Source organism: Pantoea sp. SS70 (assembly GCF_029866845.1).
In the GTDB taxonomy this organism is placed as follows: Bacteria; Pseudomonadota; Gammaproteobacteria; order Enterobacterales; family Enterobacteriaceae; genus Pantoea; species Pantoea leporis.
In genome coordinates, this window is record NZ_CP117199.1 from 2,688,418 (window position 1) to 2,704,568 (window position 16,151).

Sequence of the window (16,151 nt, forward strand, 5' to 3'; positions counted from 1 at the left end):
CACACCCAGCACCCGCAGTTTTCAACCGGGAAGCTTCATGCCCTCCCCGGCTTCGCTGTCTATCAATAGGCGCCGTCGCGTTTCAGCACTACGCCAACCGTCTTAAACAGAATCGCGATGTCATTCCACAGCGACCAGTTCTTGACATACCACGAGTCGAAATAGACGCGTGTTTCATAGTCAACGTCGTTACGACCGCTAACCTGCCACAATCCCGTCATGCCTGGTTTCGCCATCAGGTAATAATCGACATCACCGGCATAACGGCAGAGCTCATCTTCAATCACCGGGCGCGGCCCCACCAGGCTCATATCGCCACGTACCACGTTCCACAGCTGCGGCAGCTCATCCAGACTGGTTTTACGGATGAAATGGCCGACTTTGGTAATGCGCGGATCGTTCTTCAGTTTGAAATCTTTATCCCACTCGGCGCGGGCAACAGGATCGGTACGCAGTACCTCTTCCAGCACCTCTTTCGAGTTGATCACCATTGAGCGGAATTTCAGGCATTTGAACTTACGGCCGCCTAAGCCCACACGTTCATGACCGTAAATCGGTGGTCCGCCATCGCGGCCAACCATAAATCCAAGGACCAGCAACGCCGGGGACAGCGCGAGGATAATGCTCAGCGCGCCGACGATATCGAATGCACGCTTAAGGAAACGTGATGTGCGCTTGGCCAGATTGTTATTCACACGCAGAATCATCACTTCATGGCTAAAGATGTAAGCCATGTCGGTGCCGTACAGCGGTACACCGCGCAGTGTTGGAATAACAGAAACCGAGCGGCAATTGTGCATCGCCAGGGTTTTCAGCCAGTGGTCGCGGTGTTGGCTCTGTTCGAACTCCACCGCCACGATGAATTGGGTTTCGCTGTTGGTCAGCTGCCATAACTCTTGTTCATTGTGCAGCACAGGCACGCCTGAGATGCTGGCCTGTGGGCTGCTCTTATCGACATCGAAGAAGGCGATAACATCGAAGCCCATTACTTCTTCGCTCTGCAGCGCCTGCCAGGCTTCCTGGGCATTGCGGCTGCTGCCGATGATGATGGTTTGCTTCTTCCACATGCCGTAATGATTCAGCACACGCTTAGAGATGGCGCGCGCTAAAGGAATCATAATCAACGCCAGAACCCAGGTCGCTACCCAGACAAAGCGCGACATTTGCCACTGTGAAAGGGCTGAAATTGACAAATCGATGACAGAGAAAATAAGAATGGTACGAAAGATCTCTTTGAGCTCGAACCAGAATGGCTTGCGATAGGTATAATGACGCAGGCGAACCCAGAACCAGCCCACGCAAATAACGGAAAGCGCAATGTGCGTAGCAATTTTTAAATGCAGGTATTTTTCAGATATATCTGCCAGTGGAGAATGGGTAAACGAATTAATCAATGCCATCGCAATAAATAATGCTGCGTTGAAACAAATTAAATCCGAGCACGCCAGTAAAATTTTTGTCAGAAGACTTTTATATGTAATTTCGTTATCGCGCATAGTTAACTCTTTTATATTATTTCTTTAATCCCTAATGCCTCAACGCTGTTTGATAAATGAGCGAAATATTCACTGCATTTGTTGAGGCAATCTGCGGTAAATTCTCTGAGGCCAAATCAATTCTCACAATAGTAAGCAAGAGAATTGTGATTAATACCAACAGATTAGTCCGACTTCCCTTACCACAGTGGCAGACCATTAAACCAAGAGAAAGGCGCTTCAGACACGCTACCGCCCTTGGCTGTCGCTGCCAATACCGCTTTCATCCTAATTACAACTTGTTTTATGCGGCATTTTTGCGCTAATTACTGGCCGTGGTCCGCGTGCGATCACAGTTCGCAACATTAAGAGGCTAAGGAGCACGCTATAAACAACTTTGGCGCAGACATTTACTAACACGTTGCTATACTAGTTATTACTGGCTTGTTTACAAGTAGGCCCCGTGTTCCCTGCACTATTTTAGGAAAAAGACTACCAGCGATAAGTATTGATGCCAGCCCTTTCAGGCCATTCCCCTGCAAAATTCAGATTAATTCGATACTCAACCACGCAATAGACTGCATTAAAAATGCACGTGGTTATCTGCTGAAAAAAAATAATTGTCTCTTTCATTCAGGTGCAATCTTTATCCATACTTTCATCTTATCGGTGCAAATCGGCAATCAGCGATATTCTTCTCTCGTAGCTGACCCGCCAATTGACCGAGTCAGCGGCTATTTACAGGCTTAACGCCGTTTCACTATCATCAGATTAAGCGCATAACACAGACATTAAGGTGATTAACACATGTTGGAGTGGATCATTGATCCGTCGCTCTGGGCAGGATTAGTAACGCTAATCGTTCTGGAGCTGGTGTTGGGCATTGATAACCTCGTTTTCATTGCCATCCTCGTCGAAAAGCTGCCGCCGAAGGAACGCGACCGTGCGCGCATTATCGGCCTGCTTCTCGCGCTGGTGTCGCGTTTAGTGCTGCTCGCCTCACTTTCCTGGCTGGTAACCCTGACACAACCGCTGTTTACTCTGTTGCACCACGACTTCAGCGCCCGCGATCTGCTGCTGCTGTGCGGTGGTTTCTTTCTTCTTTATAAGGCCACCACCGAGTTAAACAGTCGCCTGGAAGGCGCTGACGAGGAAACTGGTCAAAATAAGAACGGTGCTAAATTCTGGCCGGTGGTGGCGCAAATAGTGGTGCTGGACGCCATCTTCTCGCTGGACTCGGTGATTACCGCCGTTGGCATGGTCAACGAGCTGCCGGTGATGATGGCTGCAGTAACGATAGCGATTCTGCTGATGCTGCTGGCGAGTAAGCCGCTGACGCGTTTCGTTAACGGCCATCCAACCATCGTGATTCTCTGTCTGAGCTTTCTGCTCATGATCGGCTTCAGCCTGGTGGCCGAGGGGTTAGGCTTCATTATTCCAAAAGGGTATCTCTACGCGGCGATTGGTTTCTCTATCGTCATTGAGATACTCAATCAGTTGGCGATGTTCAATCGCCGCCGCTTTCTCACTGCCGGCCGTCCACTGCGTCAGCGCACGTCAGAAGCCGTTTTGCGCATTCTGCGCGGCGAGGCGCAGCGTGCGGAACTGGACGCCGATACCGCGTCACTGGTAAGCGATAGCGAAGAAGGCGCACTATTTAACCGTCAGGAACGGCGCATGATTGCGCGCGTACTGGGGCTGGGTCAGCGCCAGATTAATAGCATCATGACGTCGCGCCACGACGTCGAGCATATCGACCTCACCGAAGATCCGGCGGAGATTATGGCGAAGCTCGATCGCAATCAACACACGCGTATTCTGGTGACCGAACAGGGCCGCGACCCGCTCGGTGTGGTGCATGTGATTGATCTCCTGCATCAATCGTTGCACAGCAAATCACTGGATTTACGCTCGCTGATTCGCCAGCCGTTAATCTTTCCTGAGCGCGTCACCTTATTACAGGCGCTGGAACAGTTCCGCAACGCGCGCACCCACTTCGCCTTTGTAGTGGATGAGTTTGGTTCGGTGGAAGGCGTGGTCACGCTGAGCGACCTGATGGAAACCATCGCCGGCAATCTGCCGAATGAAGGGGAAAAAATCGATGCGCGCTATGATATTCAAGTGCTGCCCGACGGCGGTTGGGTGGCGAATGGTCATATGCCGTTAGAGGATTTAGCCGTCTACGTGCAGCTGCCACTTGATGAAAAGCGCAATTACCACACGCTGGCAGGATTACTGATGGACAGCCTGCAACATGTGCCGCAGGAAGGCGAAGAGTTACAGATCGGTGATTATCTGCTGCGAACGTTGCAGGTAGAAAATCACCGTGTGCAGAAAGTGGAGATAGTGCCGATAGCACCGTAATTAACCAGGTCGCCATAAATGGCGACCTGGTTTCAGTCACGGCTGCTTCGCCGGTTGTTGGCGATCCAGCCACTGATTGAGCCGCGACTTCGCTTCGCTTTGCAGTTGCTGACGCACCACGTCATCCACCGGCAACGAGTACTGCAGATTATTCCAGCCGCCGTACATGCGCAGCGGAATAGTTTGCTGGTTCAGCAGCGAGGCTAATTTATCGTCGCCCTGCCAGCCGCGCAGCATCATATTAATGGTGACGTCGAGCTGCTGTTTAACCATATCGACATTGCCTTTGGTTTGCACCGCCAGACGACTATTGCCGCCCTGCAGATCCGGCAAGCTGAAGATGCCTTGCTTGAGACTCACGCGCCCACTCAACTGCTGAATGCCCTGGTCGTCGGGTTGATCGTTGGTGACACGATTACTGACGCGCGCCACCGCACGGCGCACCATCTGCTGCAGATTCAGCTGCGAAAGCTGCAAATTAGTGGCTTCCAGATCCGCACTGCCCTGCCAGTTACGTTTTGCCTCTTCAATGCTCAATCCAGCGCCGCTCACATCGCCTTGCAGTGAAACCGTGCCTTGCAGCGTTTCTGGTAGTTCTAATGCTTTCAGCAGCGGCGCAATGGCGATGTTATCAAGCTCAGGCTGGAATGCCACTTGCGTCACCGGTTTGCGGATATCCACCGAACCGGGAACGGAGAAATGGCCTTCGCCAAATTTGCCTTGTAGCTTACTCAGCGTCATCAAACCTTGCTGATTGCTGGCATCGATCTGCAAGTTGGTCAGCGTCAGGCCGCGCCACACGCTGCTATCGGCGGTGAGATTGAGCGTCAAATCCAGCTGATTCAGCGGCGAGTTGCTGTTATCACGCATTCGCGGTTCAGCAATCACTGGCGTGCTCACCACATTGGCTCGCTGCGGCGCGCTGCTATCCGTCACCGGAGCATTCGCCATCAACGCGTCGATGTCTAAACGGGTGGCGTGTAGCGCCAGATTAAGCTGCTGCGGCAGCGCCAGACGCCCCTCGGCGCTGCCATCCAAGGCGCTGTCATTGGCGGTGAGCTGCATCTTCTGTAGGGAGAAACGCTGATTGTCACCGTTCCATTCGCCCTGCCCGCTCAAGGTGCCTTTGATGCCCTGCGTCGGCAGATTGGCGCCGTCGATGGCGTAATTCAACTCATCCAGCTGTCCGACCAGACGATGTGGGTATTGCGCCACATTCATCTGACCTTTGAGATTGACGCTAACATTGCGCTGATTACGCGAAATCCGGGTAGCCAGATTGATGCTGGCCTGCTTGCTGGCATCCTGATCGAGGTTGAGATTGAGGTCGCGGAAATTATATTCGTCGCCGCCGGGCTGCTGCCAAATCAGCAGGCTGTCGGCAAGACGCAGTTTGCCAATCGTGAATGACCAGCCGTTATCGCTGCTGCTCACTGGCTCGGCATCACCCGGCCCCACTGGCGCGCCGCTCGGCTTTTGTGCGGCGCTGTCTGGCGTAACGCGGATGATGGCGTTTTTCAGCATCACCTGGCTGACGCTAAGCTGATGCGACAACAGCGGCCAGAGATGGACATCCAGGCGCATATTATCGGCGGTGACCATCGGCTGCGTCGCACCCGGCGCGGTCAGACTCATGCGTCCGGCGAGAATGCTAAGCTGCGGCCAGACGTGCCAGCGCAGATCGCCGCCTACCTGAAGCTGATAACCACTGCGCTGTTCTACCTGCTTTACCATGTAGGTGCGAAAGTCGTTGGGATTGACCAGCAACACCAATGCCGTCATGCCCGCTACCACCACCACTAACAGGATGGCCAGCGTAGTTATCACTCTTCTCATCACATCCTCATTGCCGTCATAATTCAAGGTGCAGCTGCGTTGGCTGCGCTCGCTCACCCCGGTCACTTACTGATGTAAGCTCCCGGGGATTTACTCGCTTGCCGCCTTGCTGCACCTCGAATTATTTTGGCAAGCATAAGTTGGCATTAGTCTTTGTCTATGCGGCTGGCATCCGCGCCCTGCTGACCACGATATTTGGCATCTTCGCGACGGTTATACGGTCGCGCAGCCGGGCCCGACAGCGGCTCAAAGCTCAATGCACCAATCAACATGCCTGGACGCAGCGCAAGCGGCAGTTTGCCTGAATTATAGAACTCCAGCACGATACGGCCTTGCCAGCCCGGATCGATACGGTGCGCCGTGACGTGCACCATTAAACCCAGGCGTGCCAGCGAAGAGCGGCCATCCAGCCAGCCGACCAGATCGTCAGGAATGGTGACCGATTCCAGCGTTACCGCCAGCGCCAGCTCGCCAGGATGCAGGAAAAAGGCTTCGCCTTCCGGCAGCACAATCTCGTCGCTCATCACACGGTCCAGCGCGGCACTGACTTCATGCTTTGGACCACTCAAATCAATAAACGCCGCCGTATGACCGCTAAAAGTGCGGAACTGATTGCCGAGGCGCACATCCACCGTGGCGCCGTTGATGCGTTCCACTGGCGGGCGCGGCTCAATCGCCAACTTTCCGTTGTCCAGCCAGGCTTCAATATCGCGATCGCATAATCTCATCGCAGGTACTCCATGAATTAAGTGTAGCGAATGGCTACGACAGCGCGTCACGCCGGGGCGGACGCCATGTCGTCAAAGATACTGATTAATCTTGGCCTTGAGGATATCAATGGCGATACGGTTTTTTCCGCCGCGCGGCACAATGATGTCAGCGTACTGCTTGGAAGGTTCAATAAATTGCAGGAACATCGGACGCACGGTCTTCTGATACTGGCTCATCACCGAATCCATGGAGCGACCGCGCTCATTCACATCGCGCTTCATGCGGCGCATCAAACAGATATCCAGCGGTGTATCGACGAAGATGGAGAAATTCATCTCCTGACGCAAGCGCGCATCGGTTAACAGCAGGATGCCTTCGAGAATGATGACTTTCTTCGATTTGAGATGAATACAGTCGCTGGTGCGGGTGTGCTCAACATAGCTGTAAACCGGCAACTCAATTTCCTGACCAGCTTTAAGCGCGCGCAGGTGCTGCAACAACAGATCATGATCCATCGCACTCGGATGGTCATAGTTGGTTTTGACCCTCTCTTCCATGGTGAGGTGGCTCTGATCTTTATAGTAGGCATCTTCGGGGATCACACCGATATGCTCGTCACCGACCTGGTCACGGATTTCACGATAGAGCGTGCTGGCGATAAGACTTTTTCCGGATGCGGATGCACCTGCGATGCCAACGATCACGCACTGATGAGACTTGTCAGTCATACTTTTTTAAGACCTGATAACTGGAGCCTGCCTAAGCCGAAGCTGCAACGGGCCGAATGAGAGGGTTAGTTGGCGGCAATTATAGGTATTTCACCGGGTTGATGCCAGAGAAATGGGCCAACGGCTTTTCAGAATATCCCCTTTTGCAGCCAGACGCTTAATCGATACACTGTTGATCTGCCAACACTGCAGCCGGCGTTGGCACTCCGAATATAGCCGCAAGGAAAAGTATGAGCTGGAAAACCCTGACCTATTTTGGCGACAGCATGTTGCTGATCCCCACCGCGGTGATCATCGCGCTGGTCTTGCCATGGAAAAGCGACAACCGCCAAACCGTCTGGTATTGGGTGCTGGCGTTTGGTCTGGCTGGCCTGGTGGTGAGCGTCTCGAAAATCCTGTTTCTCGGCTTTGGCATTGGTAGCGCCCGATTCAACTTTACCGGCTTCAGCGGCCACAGCGCGATGTCGGCCACGCTCTGGCCGGTGATGATGTGGCTGATCTCCGGCCGCTGGTCGCCGCGCTGGCGCCTGTTTACCATTGGCATCGGCTATCTGATCCCGTTGATGGTTGGCCTGTCGCGCCTGGTCATCCACGCGCACTCCAAAAGCGAAGTGCTGGCGGGCCTGATGCTTGGCTTTACGCTTAGCACCGCATTCCTGCTGACGCAGCGCCGCACTTCACTAAAGGGCTTTAGCCTGCCGCAGATTGGCGTCGCGCTGCTGGTGCCGCTGTTGCTGCTGAGCCACGGCCGCGTCGCCACCACGCAACAGTTCCTCGAACGCTTCTCTGCCAATCTTGCCGGCTTAGAAAAGCCGTTTACCCGCGCCGATCTTTTTCGCTAATCCCGTTTGGCCCTTTGCGCGCAAAGGGCCAATCAATTCAGTGAATAACGACTAAAGTCGAATTCCCCGCAGACATCTCAAACAGATGTGCTAGCATGCAAAATAGTGATTGATTGGCGCATTTTCCATCGTGAATCAGGTGCGCGCTGCTGGATTCTTGCATGACCCTCGAGATACTAACTTCACAGGAAAGGCCACAGCGAACCTGGCTCAATGCCTTGCTCATTGGCGGGCTCACTTTTCTACTGACGCTATTTTGCCTGGAACTGATTGTTGTCAGTGGCCGTATTTCGCCGCTTTGGTACTCCACCGCGCTGATGACGGTGATCGTGTTTCGCGCCCACTCCAAACACGTTCCCTTGCTGCTGCTTGCCTGCGTACTGGGTACCGCGTTAGCCAATCTGATCATTATTGGCCCCGCGCTCAGCAACATTAAGTTCGCCATCTTAAATATGGTGCAGGCGATTCTGGGCGGCGTGATGCTGCGCGCGCTGCTCGATCGCCGCGCCCCGCTCAATTCGTTACTCGACTGGGTGCGCTTTGCCCTGTGCGCCGGCCTGATTGCGCCGCTGTTAGGTGGCGTCGTGGCATTGTGGATGCTGCATGTGGGCAGCAATGCGTCACTGCCCTTCTTCTCGACGTGGGTGATTTCTGAGGTGATCGGCGTGCTGGCGTTTGGCCCGGTGTTATTGCTGTGGCCAAATAAACCGCTGCGCCAGATTTTGACGCCAGGCCGTCAGTTGGAAACCGGCCTGACGCTGCTTGTCACGCTGCTCGCCAGCTATTTGTCGCTGCGTTTTCTGCCGTGGCCCTTCACTTTTATTGTGGTGATTCTTTTTTGGTGCTCGGTGCGGCTACCCAAGTTCGAAGCGTTTCTGCTGTTCTTCCTCAACGCCAGTTTCATCTCGATTCTGCTGGCCTTTAACTGGGTCAACCTGGCGCAAAACGGCATGCTGCTCGGCCAGGTCAGCACATGGCTGCCATTTCTGTTGGTGCTGCTGCCGAGCCACGTGATGGCGCTGGTGATGGATGCCTTCCAGCGCGAGAAGCATCATATCAGCGAGAGTGAAACCCGCTTCCGTAACGCTATGGAATACTCCGCGATTGGCATGGCGCTGGTTTCGCCGAATGGCGGTTGGCAGCAGGTCAATCATTCGCTGTGCCAGACGCTGGGTTTCCCGGCCGATGAGCTGAAAAAGCTCACCTTCCAGCAAATCACCCATCCCGACGATCTCAACAACGATTTACAGCAGCTGGAGCGATTGGTGGCGGGTGAAATCATGACCTACACCATGGAGAAGCGATATTTCCGCAAGGATGGCGAAATCGTCTGGGCGCGCCTGACGGTATCGATGGTGCGCGACGCCGCGCAACAGCCGCACTACTTCATCGCGCAGATTATCGATATCTCCGAATTGAAGCAGAGTGAGCAGATTAATCGACGCTTGATGGAGCGCATCACGCTGGCCAATGAAGCTGGCGGCATTGGCGTCTGGGAGTGGAATCTGCTGACCGGCGAGATGTTGTGGGACAAGCGCATGTATGAGCTATTTGGCTTAAGTCCGCACCAGACGCCCACCTACGATCTGTGGGTGCATCTGCTTGATCCGGCCGAGCGGGAAACCGCCACGCTTGCGGTGCAGCAGGCCATCGAACGCCGCAGCGCTTTCCAGCTGGAATACCGGATTAATCTACCGGAAGGCCCGCGCTACGTGCGCTCTGAGGCCAACCGCATTCTGAGTCAGGATGGGCAGATTGAACGTATGCTCGGCATCTGTCAGGACATCACGCCGCTGCGCGCGCTGAATGAAGCGCTGTTCCAGGAAAAAGAGCGCATGGCGATCACCCTCGATTCCATCGGTGAAGCGGTGATCAGTACCGATGATGAAATGCGCGTCACCTTTATGAATCCGGTGGCCGAAACGCTGAGCGGCTGGCCACAGGAAAAAGCCGCAGGCGTACCCATTACCGAACTGCTTAACATCACGCGCGGCGCGAGCGGCCCGCGCGTCGATAATTTGCTGTTGTGCCAGCTGCCGGACGAAAAAATCTCTCCCGAACTCGATGAAGAGCTGGTGCTGCATACACCAGACGGCACGCGCGTGGAGATCCACTACAGCATCACGCCGCTGAAAACCCTGACCGGCGCCAGCATCGGCGCGGTGATGGTTATTCAGGACGTCAGTGAATCGCGCAAGGTGATGAAGCGCCTGAGCTACAGCGCTTCACACGATATGCTGACGCGCCTGCCAAATCGCCACAGCTTCGAGCAGCGTTTGAAGCAGTTGGTGAACGATGCGGCGGCCAACCACACCCATCACGTCTTGGTATTTATCGATCTGGATAAATTCAAGGCGGTGAACGATACCGCCGGGCATGCCGCCGGTGATGCGCTGCTGCGCGAACTGGCAGAGCTGATGCCGCATCATCTGCGCAGCAGCGATATGCTGGCGCGTTTGGGCGGCGACGAATTTGGCGTGCTAATGCCGAATTGCGAAGTGGATCAGGTGCGCGACGTGGTGCAGCGTATCGTCACCGCCGTGAGCGAATATCGCTTTATGTGGCAGGAGCAGACTTATCATGTCGGCGCAAGTGCCGGCATCACGCAAATTGATCAACGCAACTGCATCAGCAATGTGGTGATGTCACAGGCCGATGTCGCCTGTTACAGCGCAAAACACGCGGGCCGTGGTCAGTATCACGTTTATCAGGAAGTGCAGATGTAATCTGCCACGTCTGCCCATTGCCAGCCCGCGCTGGCTGCGCTAAAGTCGCCCCCTTTTTTCCGGCATGGGGGATAAATATGTTTATCGGATTCGATTTCGGCACAGCAAACTGCTCAATTGCGGTCAGCGATAATGGCACGCCGCGCCTGCTGACACTGGAGAATGGTCAGCGCCTGCTTCCCTCCATGATTTGCGCGCCAACGCGTGAAGCGATCAGCGAATGGCTGCATCGCCATCATCAGGTGCCAACGCCCGACAGCGAAGGCACCGCTTTATTGCAGCGTGCGCTGCGCTATAACCGCGAAGAAGATATCGACGTCACGCCGGGCAGCGTGCAGTTCGGTTTGACCGCGCTGCAGCAATATATGGTCGATCCCGAAGAAGTATGGTTCGTGAAGTCACCGAAATCCTTCCTCGGCGCTAACGGCCTGAAGCCACAGCAGATCGCCTTCTTTGAAGATTTGGTGTGCGCGATGATGCTGCACATTCGTCAGCAAGGCGAAACCCAGCTCGATCGCCCGATTGAGCAAGCGGTGATTGGCCGCCCGATTAACTTCCAGGGTTTAGGCGGCGAAGAGGCTAACCAGCAGGCGCAGGGCATTCTGCTGCGTGCGGCACAGCGCGCCGGTTTTCGTGATGTGGAGTTCCAGTTTGAGCCGGTGGCGGCGGGCCTCGATTTCGAAGCCACGCTGCAGAAAGAGACGCGCGTATTAGTCGTCGATATCGGCGGCGGCACCACCGACTGCTCGATGCTGCTGATGGGGCCGGAATGGCGTCATAAAACCGATCGCCGTGAAAGTTTACTTGGCCACAGCGGATGCCGCGTGGGCGGAAACGATCTCGACATTATGCTGGCGTTTAAAACCCTGATGCCGCTGCTGGGGCTCGGTGGCAATACGCAAAAAGGCACCGCGCTGCCCGCGCTGCCGTGGTGGAATGCGGTGGCGATCAACGACGTTCCGGCACAAAGCGACTTCTATTCCGCGGCCAGCGGCAAACTGCTGCGCGATTTGATTCGCGATGCTGAACACAGCGACAAAGTGGCGCACCTGCTGAAAGTGTGGCAGCAGAAGCTGAGCTATCGTCTGGTGCGTGCGGCGGAAGAGAGCAAGATTGCGCTGTCGGAGGTGAAAGAGACCGATGCCTCGCTGGCGTTTATCGCCGCGAAATTGCAGGCGCAAATTAGTGCTGCGCAGCTGGAAGAAGCGATTAATCAACCGCTGGAACGCATTCTGGAGCAAGTGCATCTGGCGCTCGCCACCTGCGAAACCAAGCCGGAAGTGATTTATCTCACCGGCGGTAGCGCACGTTCTCCGGTGTTGCGTGCGGCGTTACAGCAGGCGCTGCCCGATACGCCTATCGCCAGCGGCGATGACTTCGCCTCGGTGACCGCCGGCCTCGCCCGCTGGGCCGAAGTGATGTTCAGATAATTCCCTCACCCTGCCCTCTCCCTGTACAGTCCGGGGACATTGTGAACACTTGTTCGGGGACATGGTAGACACTTACAACTAAGGCATAAGAACCCGTTTATGGAGTCGCTTATGTCCTGGGATGCGAGAGATACCATGTCATTACGTAAAGAGTTTGTTCTGTTCGCCTCGCAAGACGGGGCGAACATCCGCGCACTCTGCCGTCACTACGGCATTTCTTCCGCCACTGCCTACAAGTGGCTTCGCCGCTGGGCTGAAGAGGGAGAATCCGGTCTTGAGGACCGCCCCTGCATACCCCATCACTCTCCCAACCGCTCGTCTGACGACATCACTGACCTGCTTCGTATGGCGCATGAACTTCATCAGCACTGGGGCGCGCGCAAGATAAAGCGCTGGCTCGAAGACCGCGGACACCGCATGCCCGCCTTCAGCACCGTCCACAGCCTGATGGCCCGCCACGACCTGCTGCCGGGCTCAGCTCCGGGTGTCCCGGCCACGGGCCGGTTTGAACATGCGGCCCCGAACCAGCTCTGGCAGATGGATTTCAAGGGGCATTTTCCCTTTGGCGGCGGCCGCTGCCACCCGCTTACCCTCCTTGACGATCACTCCCGCTTCTCGCTTTGCCTCGTACACTGCGCTGATGAGCGGCGTGAGACGGTGCAGAAGCAGCTGGTCAGAGTCTTTGAACGTTACGGCCTGCCGGACCGGATGACGATGGATAACGGTTCACCGTGGGGCGACACTACCGGGACCTGGACGGCCGTCGAGCTGTGGCTTATGCGACAGGGTATCCGGGTGGGGCACTCCCGGCCTTATCATCCGCAGACGCAGGGCAAGCTGGAGCGCTTTCACCGCAGCCTGAAGGCTGAAGTGCTGCAGGGGAAGTGGTTCGCGGACGACGGTGAGCTGCAGCGCGCCTTCGATCACTGGCGGACGGTTTATAACCTTGAACGCCCGCATGAGGCGCTGGATATGGCGGTGCCGGCGTCGCGCTATCAGCCATCGGCTCGGCAGTACAGCGCCAGCGTAACGTCAGCGGAATACGACGAGGGCGTGATGGTCAGGAAGGTAGATATCAGTGGGAAGCTGACTATAAAAGGCCTGAGTCTGAAGGCAGGCAAGGCGTTCAGGGGAGAGCACGTTGGCCTGAAGGAGATGCAGGAAGACGGGTGCTACGAGGTATGGTGGTACAGCACAAAAGTGGGGGTGATCGACCTGAAGAAAAAGTCGATCACCATGGGTAAAGGATGTTAAAAAGTGTTCACCATGTCCCCGAACACCTGTCTACCATGTCCCCGGACTGTACATCCCAAAGGGAGAGGGCAAAGTCACACATTCTGCCAGATTAGAAATTCACGTTCGCACTGATCCCACCCACAAACGCATCTTTCACTTCACTTACCGCCCCCGGCGCCACCACATATTGCAGGTTCGGACGCAATTGCAGCCATTTGGTCAGCTGCGCGTTGTAGTAGATCTCATAGTTGTACTCTGAGCCATCCTGAATCGGCAGGTAGGTTGGGCTATTGAAGTCGGTCTCACCGTTCGCGTTGTTCTGCTCTCGCTGCGAACGCGTGTAGGCGCTGTTAACGTGAATACGTGCCGCACCCACACCAATCTCATCCTGCGGACGCGCATCAAACGGCCCTTTCCAGGTGAAGCTCACCGACTGATAATTATCCGTTTTCGAGGTTTTGTGGTCGTTCATCACCGCTTGAACGGTGACGCCCAAACCACGGCTGGCATCGCCGCCCTGCGCGGTCAGTTGCTGTTGCAACAGCACGTAGCCACCGTATGCGTGATCCTGGCTTTGATAAGCCCCATCGCGCCAGCTGCCGTAGTTGTCGCCGTTAGCCGAAGAGTAGTAATAGCCGATACGGTAATTACCCGGCAGCTTGTCGGCACCTAACGTTGGTTTCCAACCCAACTCTACCGGCACCAGATTGCCTTCGGAGTTGCTGGTATCAAGACGGAATCCGTCGCCGCGATCGTAGTTGGCGCGGTTCTGGTTATAGAAGCCCACCTGGAAGAACACTTCAGGTGTGATATTCACCTTCACGCGGCCGCCCCATTGGGACACCGGCCAGTTGAACCAGCGATCGCCACGCCAGTTACCGGCCTGGCCGCTACCGAACGCCAGGTTCTGGAACTTACTGTCAAAGTTATCGAAATCTTCACCGACGGTAACGCGACCGGCTTTCAGGTTCACGGTGTTATCGAACAGACCTTTGCTTAACCAGAACTGGGTTAAACGCCAGGTTTGGCCGCGTCCGTATACTTCCTGAGTGGAGGACAACATGCCGGTGCGACGATCGGCGACCTGATCGGAAATGTTCTGACCATTACGATCGGTAATCGTCATCTGGAATTGCGCATCCTGCCAGTTGAGCAGTTTTTCCAGGTCGAAGTTAGCGCCAAACGCCCACTGATCGCTGTAGCGCATTGAGGTGTTGGTATCGGCGCCGCCCGCCAGATTGGAGCCGCTTTCCATGGTGTAGTTAACGTCGAATTTTATGCCGTCATTTTCCAGCTGCGTTCGGTAACCGCCCCAATCACCAAACATATAGGGAGAGTCGTAACTGAAAGCATCAGCGGCCAGCGCAGATGCACTCAGCATCGCAAACATCAGAGTTCCCGCTGCCAGGCGGGGTAAATGCTGCACTGCTTCTTTTCTGTTCATGATGGTTATTCTTATATGAAGTTACTGGAATGGATCGAACAGAGGATAGTGCTGAGGATTTGTCAGTTTTTGCAAATATGTGCGCAGTTTACCGCAGGATGATAGTGCGTTAGCGCAATTGTGACGTCTGTCGATGATTGAAAATCTTTTGTGGGAAATGGCATTTTTTGTGAGGCAGAGCTAGAAAATAGCGGGACGCCGCAGCGTCCCTGAAAACCTTACAGTTTGCTGGCGCTCGCCAGCTCTTCGATCTCTTGCTTGCTGAGTTCGAGCTGGGTGGCTTTCACCAACTCATCCAACTGCTCCAGCGACGTGGCGCTGACAATCGGGGCGGTAATGCTCGGACGGGCAATCTGCCACGCCAGCGCCACCTGCGTTGCCGACACATCGTGCGAGGCGGCGACATCTTCCAGCGCTTCAACAATGCGCTTACCGCGTTCATTCAGGTACTTGTCGACGATGCCCTGCCCGCGCTGACTTTTGCTGGCATCCTCTGGCTTTTTGTACTTACCGCTGAGGAAGCCGCTGGCCAGCGAATAGTAGTTAATCACGCCGAGGCCATTTTTCACCGCAACCTGCTCCAGACCGCTTTCATACTCCTGGCGATCGTAGAGATTGTATTCCGGCTGCAGGGTTTCATAGCGCGCCAGGCCATGTTGCTTGCTCACGTCCAGCGCTTCCTGCAGACGTTTAGCGTTATAGTTAGACGCGCCAATGGCACGCACTTTGCCCTCTTTGATCAGCGAATCGAAGGCTTTCAGCGTGTCCAGCAGCGGCGTCGCGTCATCATCGCGGTGCGCCTGATAAAGATCGATGACGTCGGTTTGCAGGCGGCGCAGCGAATCTTCTACCGCCTGACGAATGTAAGCCGGCTTGAGGCCGGTTTTCTCCGGCGACAGCTCCATGCCGACTTTGGTGGCCAGCACGATGCTGTCGCGCTTGCCGCTTTTCTTCAGCCATTTACCGATGATGGTTTCCGATTCGCCACCTTCATTACCCGGCGCCCAGCGCGAATAAACGTCGGCGGTATCGATGAAGAACAAGCCCTTCTCCACCAGCGCATCAAGCAGGGAAAATGAGGTTTTCTCATCCACCGTCCAGCCAAACACATTGCCGCCAAAAGTGAGACGGGGAACTTCAATACCGCTGTCGCCGAGCTGGCGGAGTTTCTGTTGACTCATTTTGTTCTCCTTATTCAAACGAGACAGGTCTGTATTGAGCTTAGCAAAGGAAATTGCCGCGCTTATGCCTATTGCTGGCAGAATATTTACAGAATATGAATACTTACCTTCAATGGGGCGATATTCTTATTTCCTTCAATTTTTGCCCGGTCCGGGCGACTACAATCATTCGTTTGCG

Annotated in this window: 11 protein-coding genes; 5 read left to right on the top strand and 6 right to left on the bottom strand. The window is 55.1% G+C overall.

The window, feature by feature from the left end:
* Positions 1-62: 62 nt before the first annotated feature.
* Positions 63-1,496, bottom strand: a complete 1,434-nt coding sequence (wbaP, locus tag PO881_RS12475; RefSeq protein ID WP_101763360.1) for an undecaprenyl-phosphate galactose phosphotransferase WbaP — start codon at positions 1,494-1,496, stop codon at positions 63-65.
* Positions 1,497-2,282: 786 nt separating this feature from the next.
* On the opposite strand from wbaP, the gene PO881_RS12480 reads away from it, so the two are divergent.
* Complete coding sequence (locus PO881_RS12480) at positions 2,283-3,839, top strand: TerC family protein (protein WP_280171865.1); 1,557 nt, start codon at positions 2,283-2,285, stop codon at positions 3,837-3,839.
* Positions 3,840-3,875: 36 nt separating this feature from the next.
* On the opposite strand, the gene asmA is transcribed toward PO881_RS12480, so the two are convergent.
* The 3 genes from asmA to udk form a co-directional block, all read right to left on the bottom strand.
* Entirely contained in the window at positions 3,876-5,675 is a 1,800-nt protein-coding gene (gene asmA / locus PO881_RS12485; protein WP_280171866.1) for an outer membrane assembly protein AsmA, read from the bottom strand.
* 146 nt (positions 5,676-5,821) lie between these two features.
* Positions 5,822-6,403 carry a dCTP deaminase gene (gene dcd, locus PO881_RS12490; protein ID WP_007888946.1) on the bottom strand — a complete coding sequence of 194 codons (582 nt, stop codon included), beginning with the start codon at positions 6,401-6,403 and terminating at the stop codon, positions 5,822-5,824.
* A 72-nt stretch (positions 6,404-6,475) separates the two neighbouring features.
* The gene (gene udk / locus PO881_RS12495; protein ID WP_008104883.1) at positions 6,476-7,114 is read right to left on the bottom strand and encodes a uridine kinase; all 639 of its coding nucleotides are present in this window, start codon (positions 7,112-7,114) and stop codon (positions 6,476-6,478) included.
* Positions 7,115-7,344: 230 nt separating this feature from the next.
* On the opposite strand from udk, the gene PO881_RS12500 reads away from it, so the two are divergent.
* From PO881_RS12500 to PO881_RS12515, 4 genes are all read left to right on the top strand, one after another.
* The gene (locus PO881_RS12500) at positions 7,345-7,956 is read left to right on the top strand and encodes a phosphatase PAP2 family protein (RefSeq protein ID WP_101763357.1); all 612 of its coding nucleotides are present in this window, start codon (positions 7,345-7,347) and stop codon (positions 7,954-7,956) included.
* Positions 7,957-8,117: 161 nt separating this feature from the next.
* A complete protein-coding gene (locus tag PO881_RS12505) occupies positions 8,118-10,682 on the top strand; it encodes a diguanylate cyclase (protein ID WP_280171867.1) in 2,565 nt (854 codons plus the stop codon).
* 77 nt (positions 10,683-10,759) lie between these two features.
* Positions 10,760-12,112, top strand: a complete 1,353-nt coding sequence (gene yegD / locus PO881_RS12510) for a molecular chaperone (protein ID WP_280171868.1) — start codon at positions 10,760-10,762, stop codon at positions 12,110-12,112.
* A 99-nt stretch (positions 12,113-12,211) separates the two neighbouring features.
* The gene (locus tag PO881_RS12515) at positions 12,212-13,366 is read left to right on the top strand and encodes an IS481 family transposase (RefSeq protein ID WP_222233525.1); all 1,155 of its coding nucleotides are present in this window, start codon (positions 12,212-12,214) and stop codon (positions 13,364-13,366) included.
* 91 nt (positions 13,367-13,457) lie between these two features.
* Here PO881_RS12515 and PO881_RS12520 read toward each other — a convergent pair whose 3' ends face one another.
* Together PO881_RS12520 and PO881_RS12525 are read right to left on the bottom strand one after the other, a co-directional pair.
* Positions 13,458-14,792, bottom strand: a complete 1,335-nt coding sequence (locus PO881_RS12520) for a carbohydrate porin (protein ID WP_167391199.1) — start codon at positions 14,790-14,792, stop codon at positions 13,458-13,460.
* A 218-nt stretch (positions 14,793-15,010) separates the two neighbouring features.
* Positions 15,011-15,973, bottom strand: coding sequence for an aldo/keto reductase (locus PO881_RS12525; protein WP_110866641.1), 963 nt, complete (start codon positions 15,971-15,973; stop codon positions 15,011-15,013).
* Between the last annotated feature and the right edge of the window lie 178 nt (positions 15,974-16,151).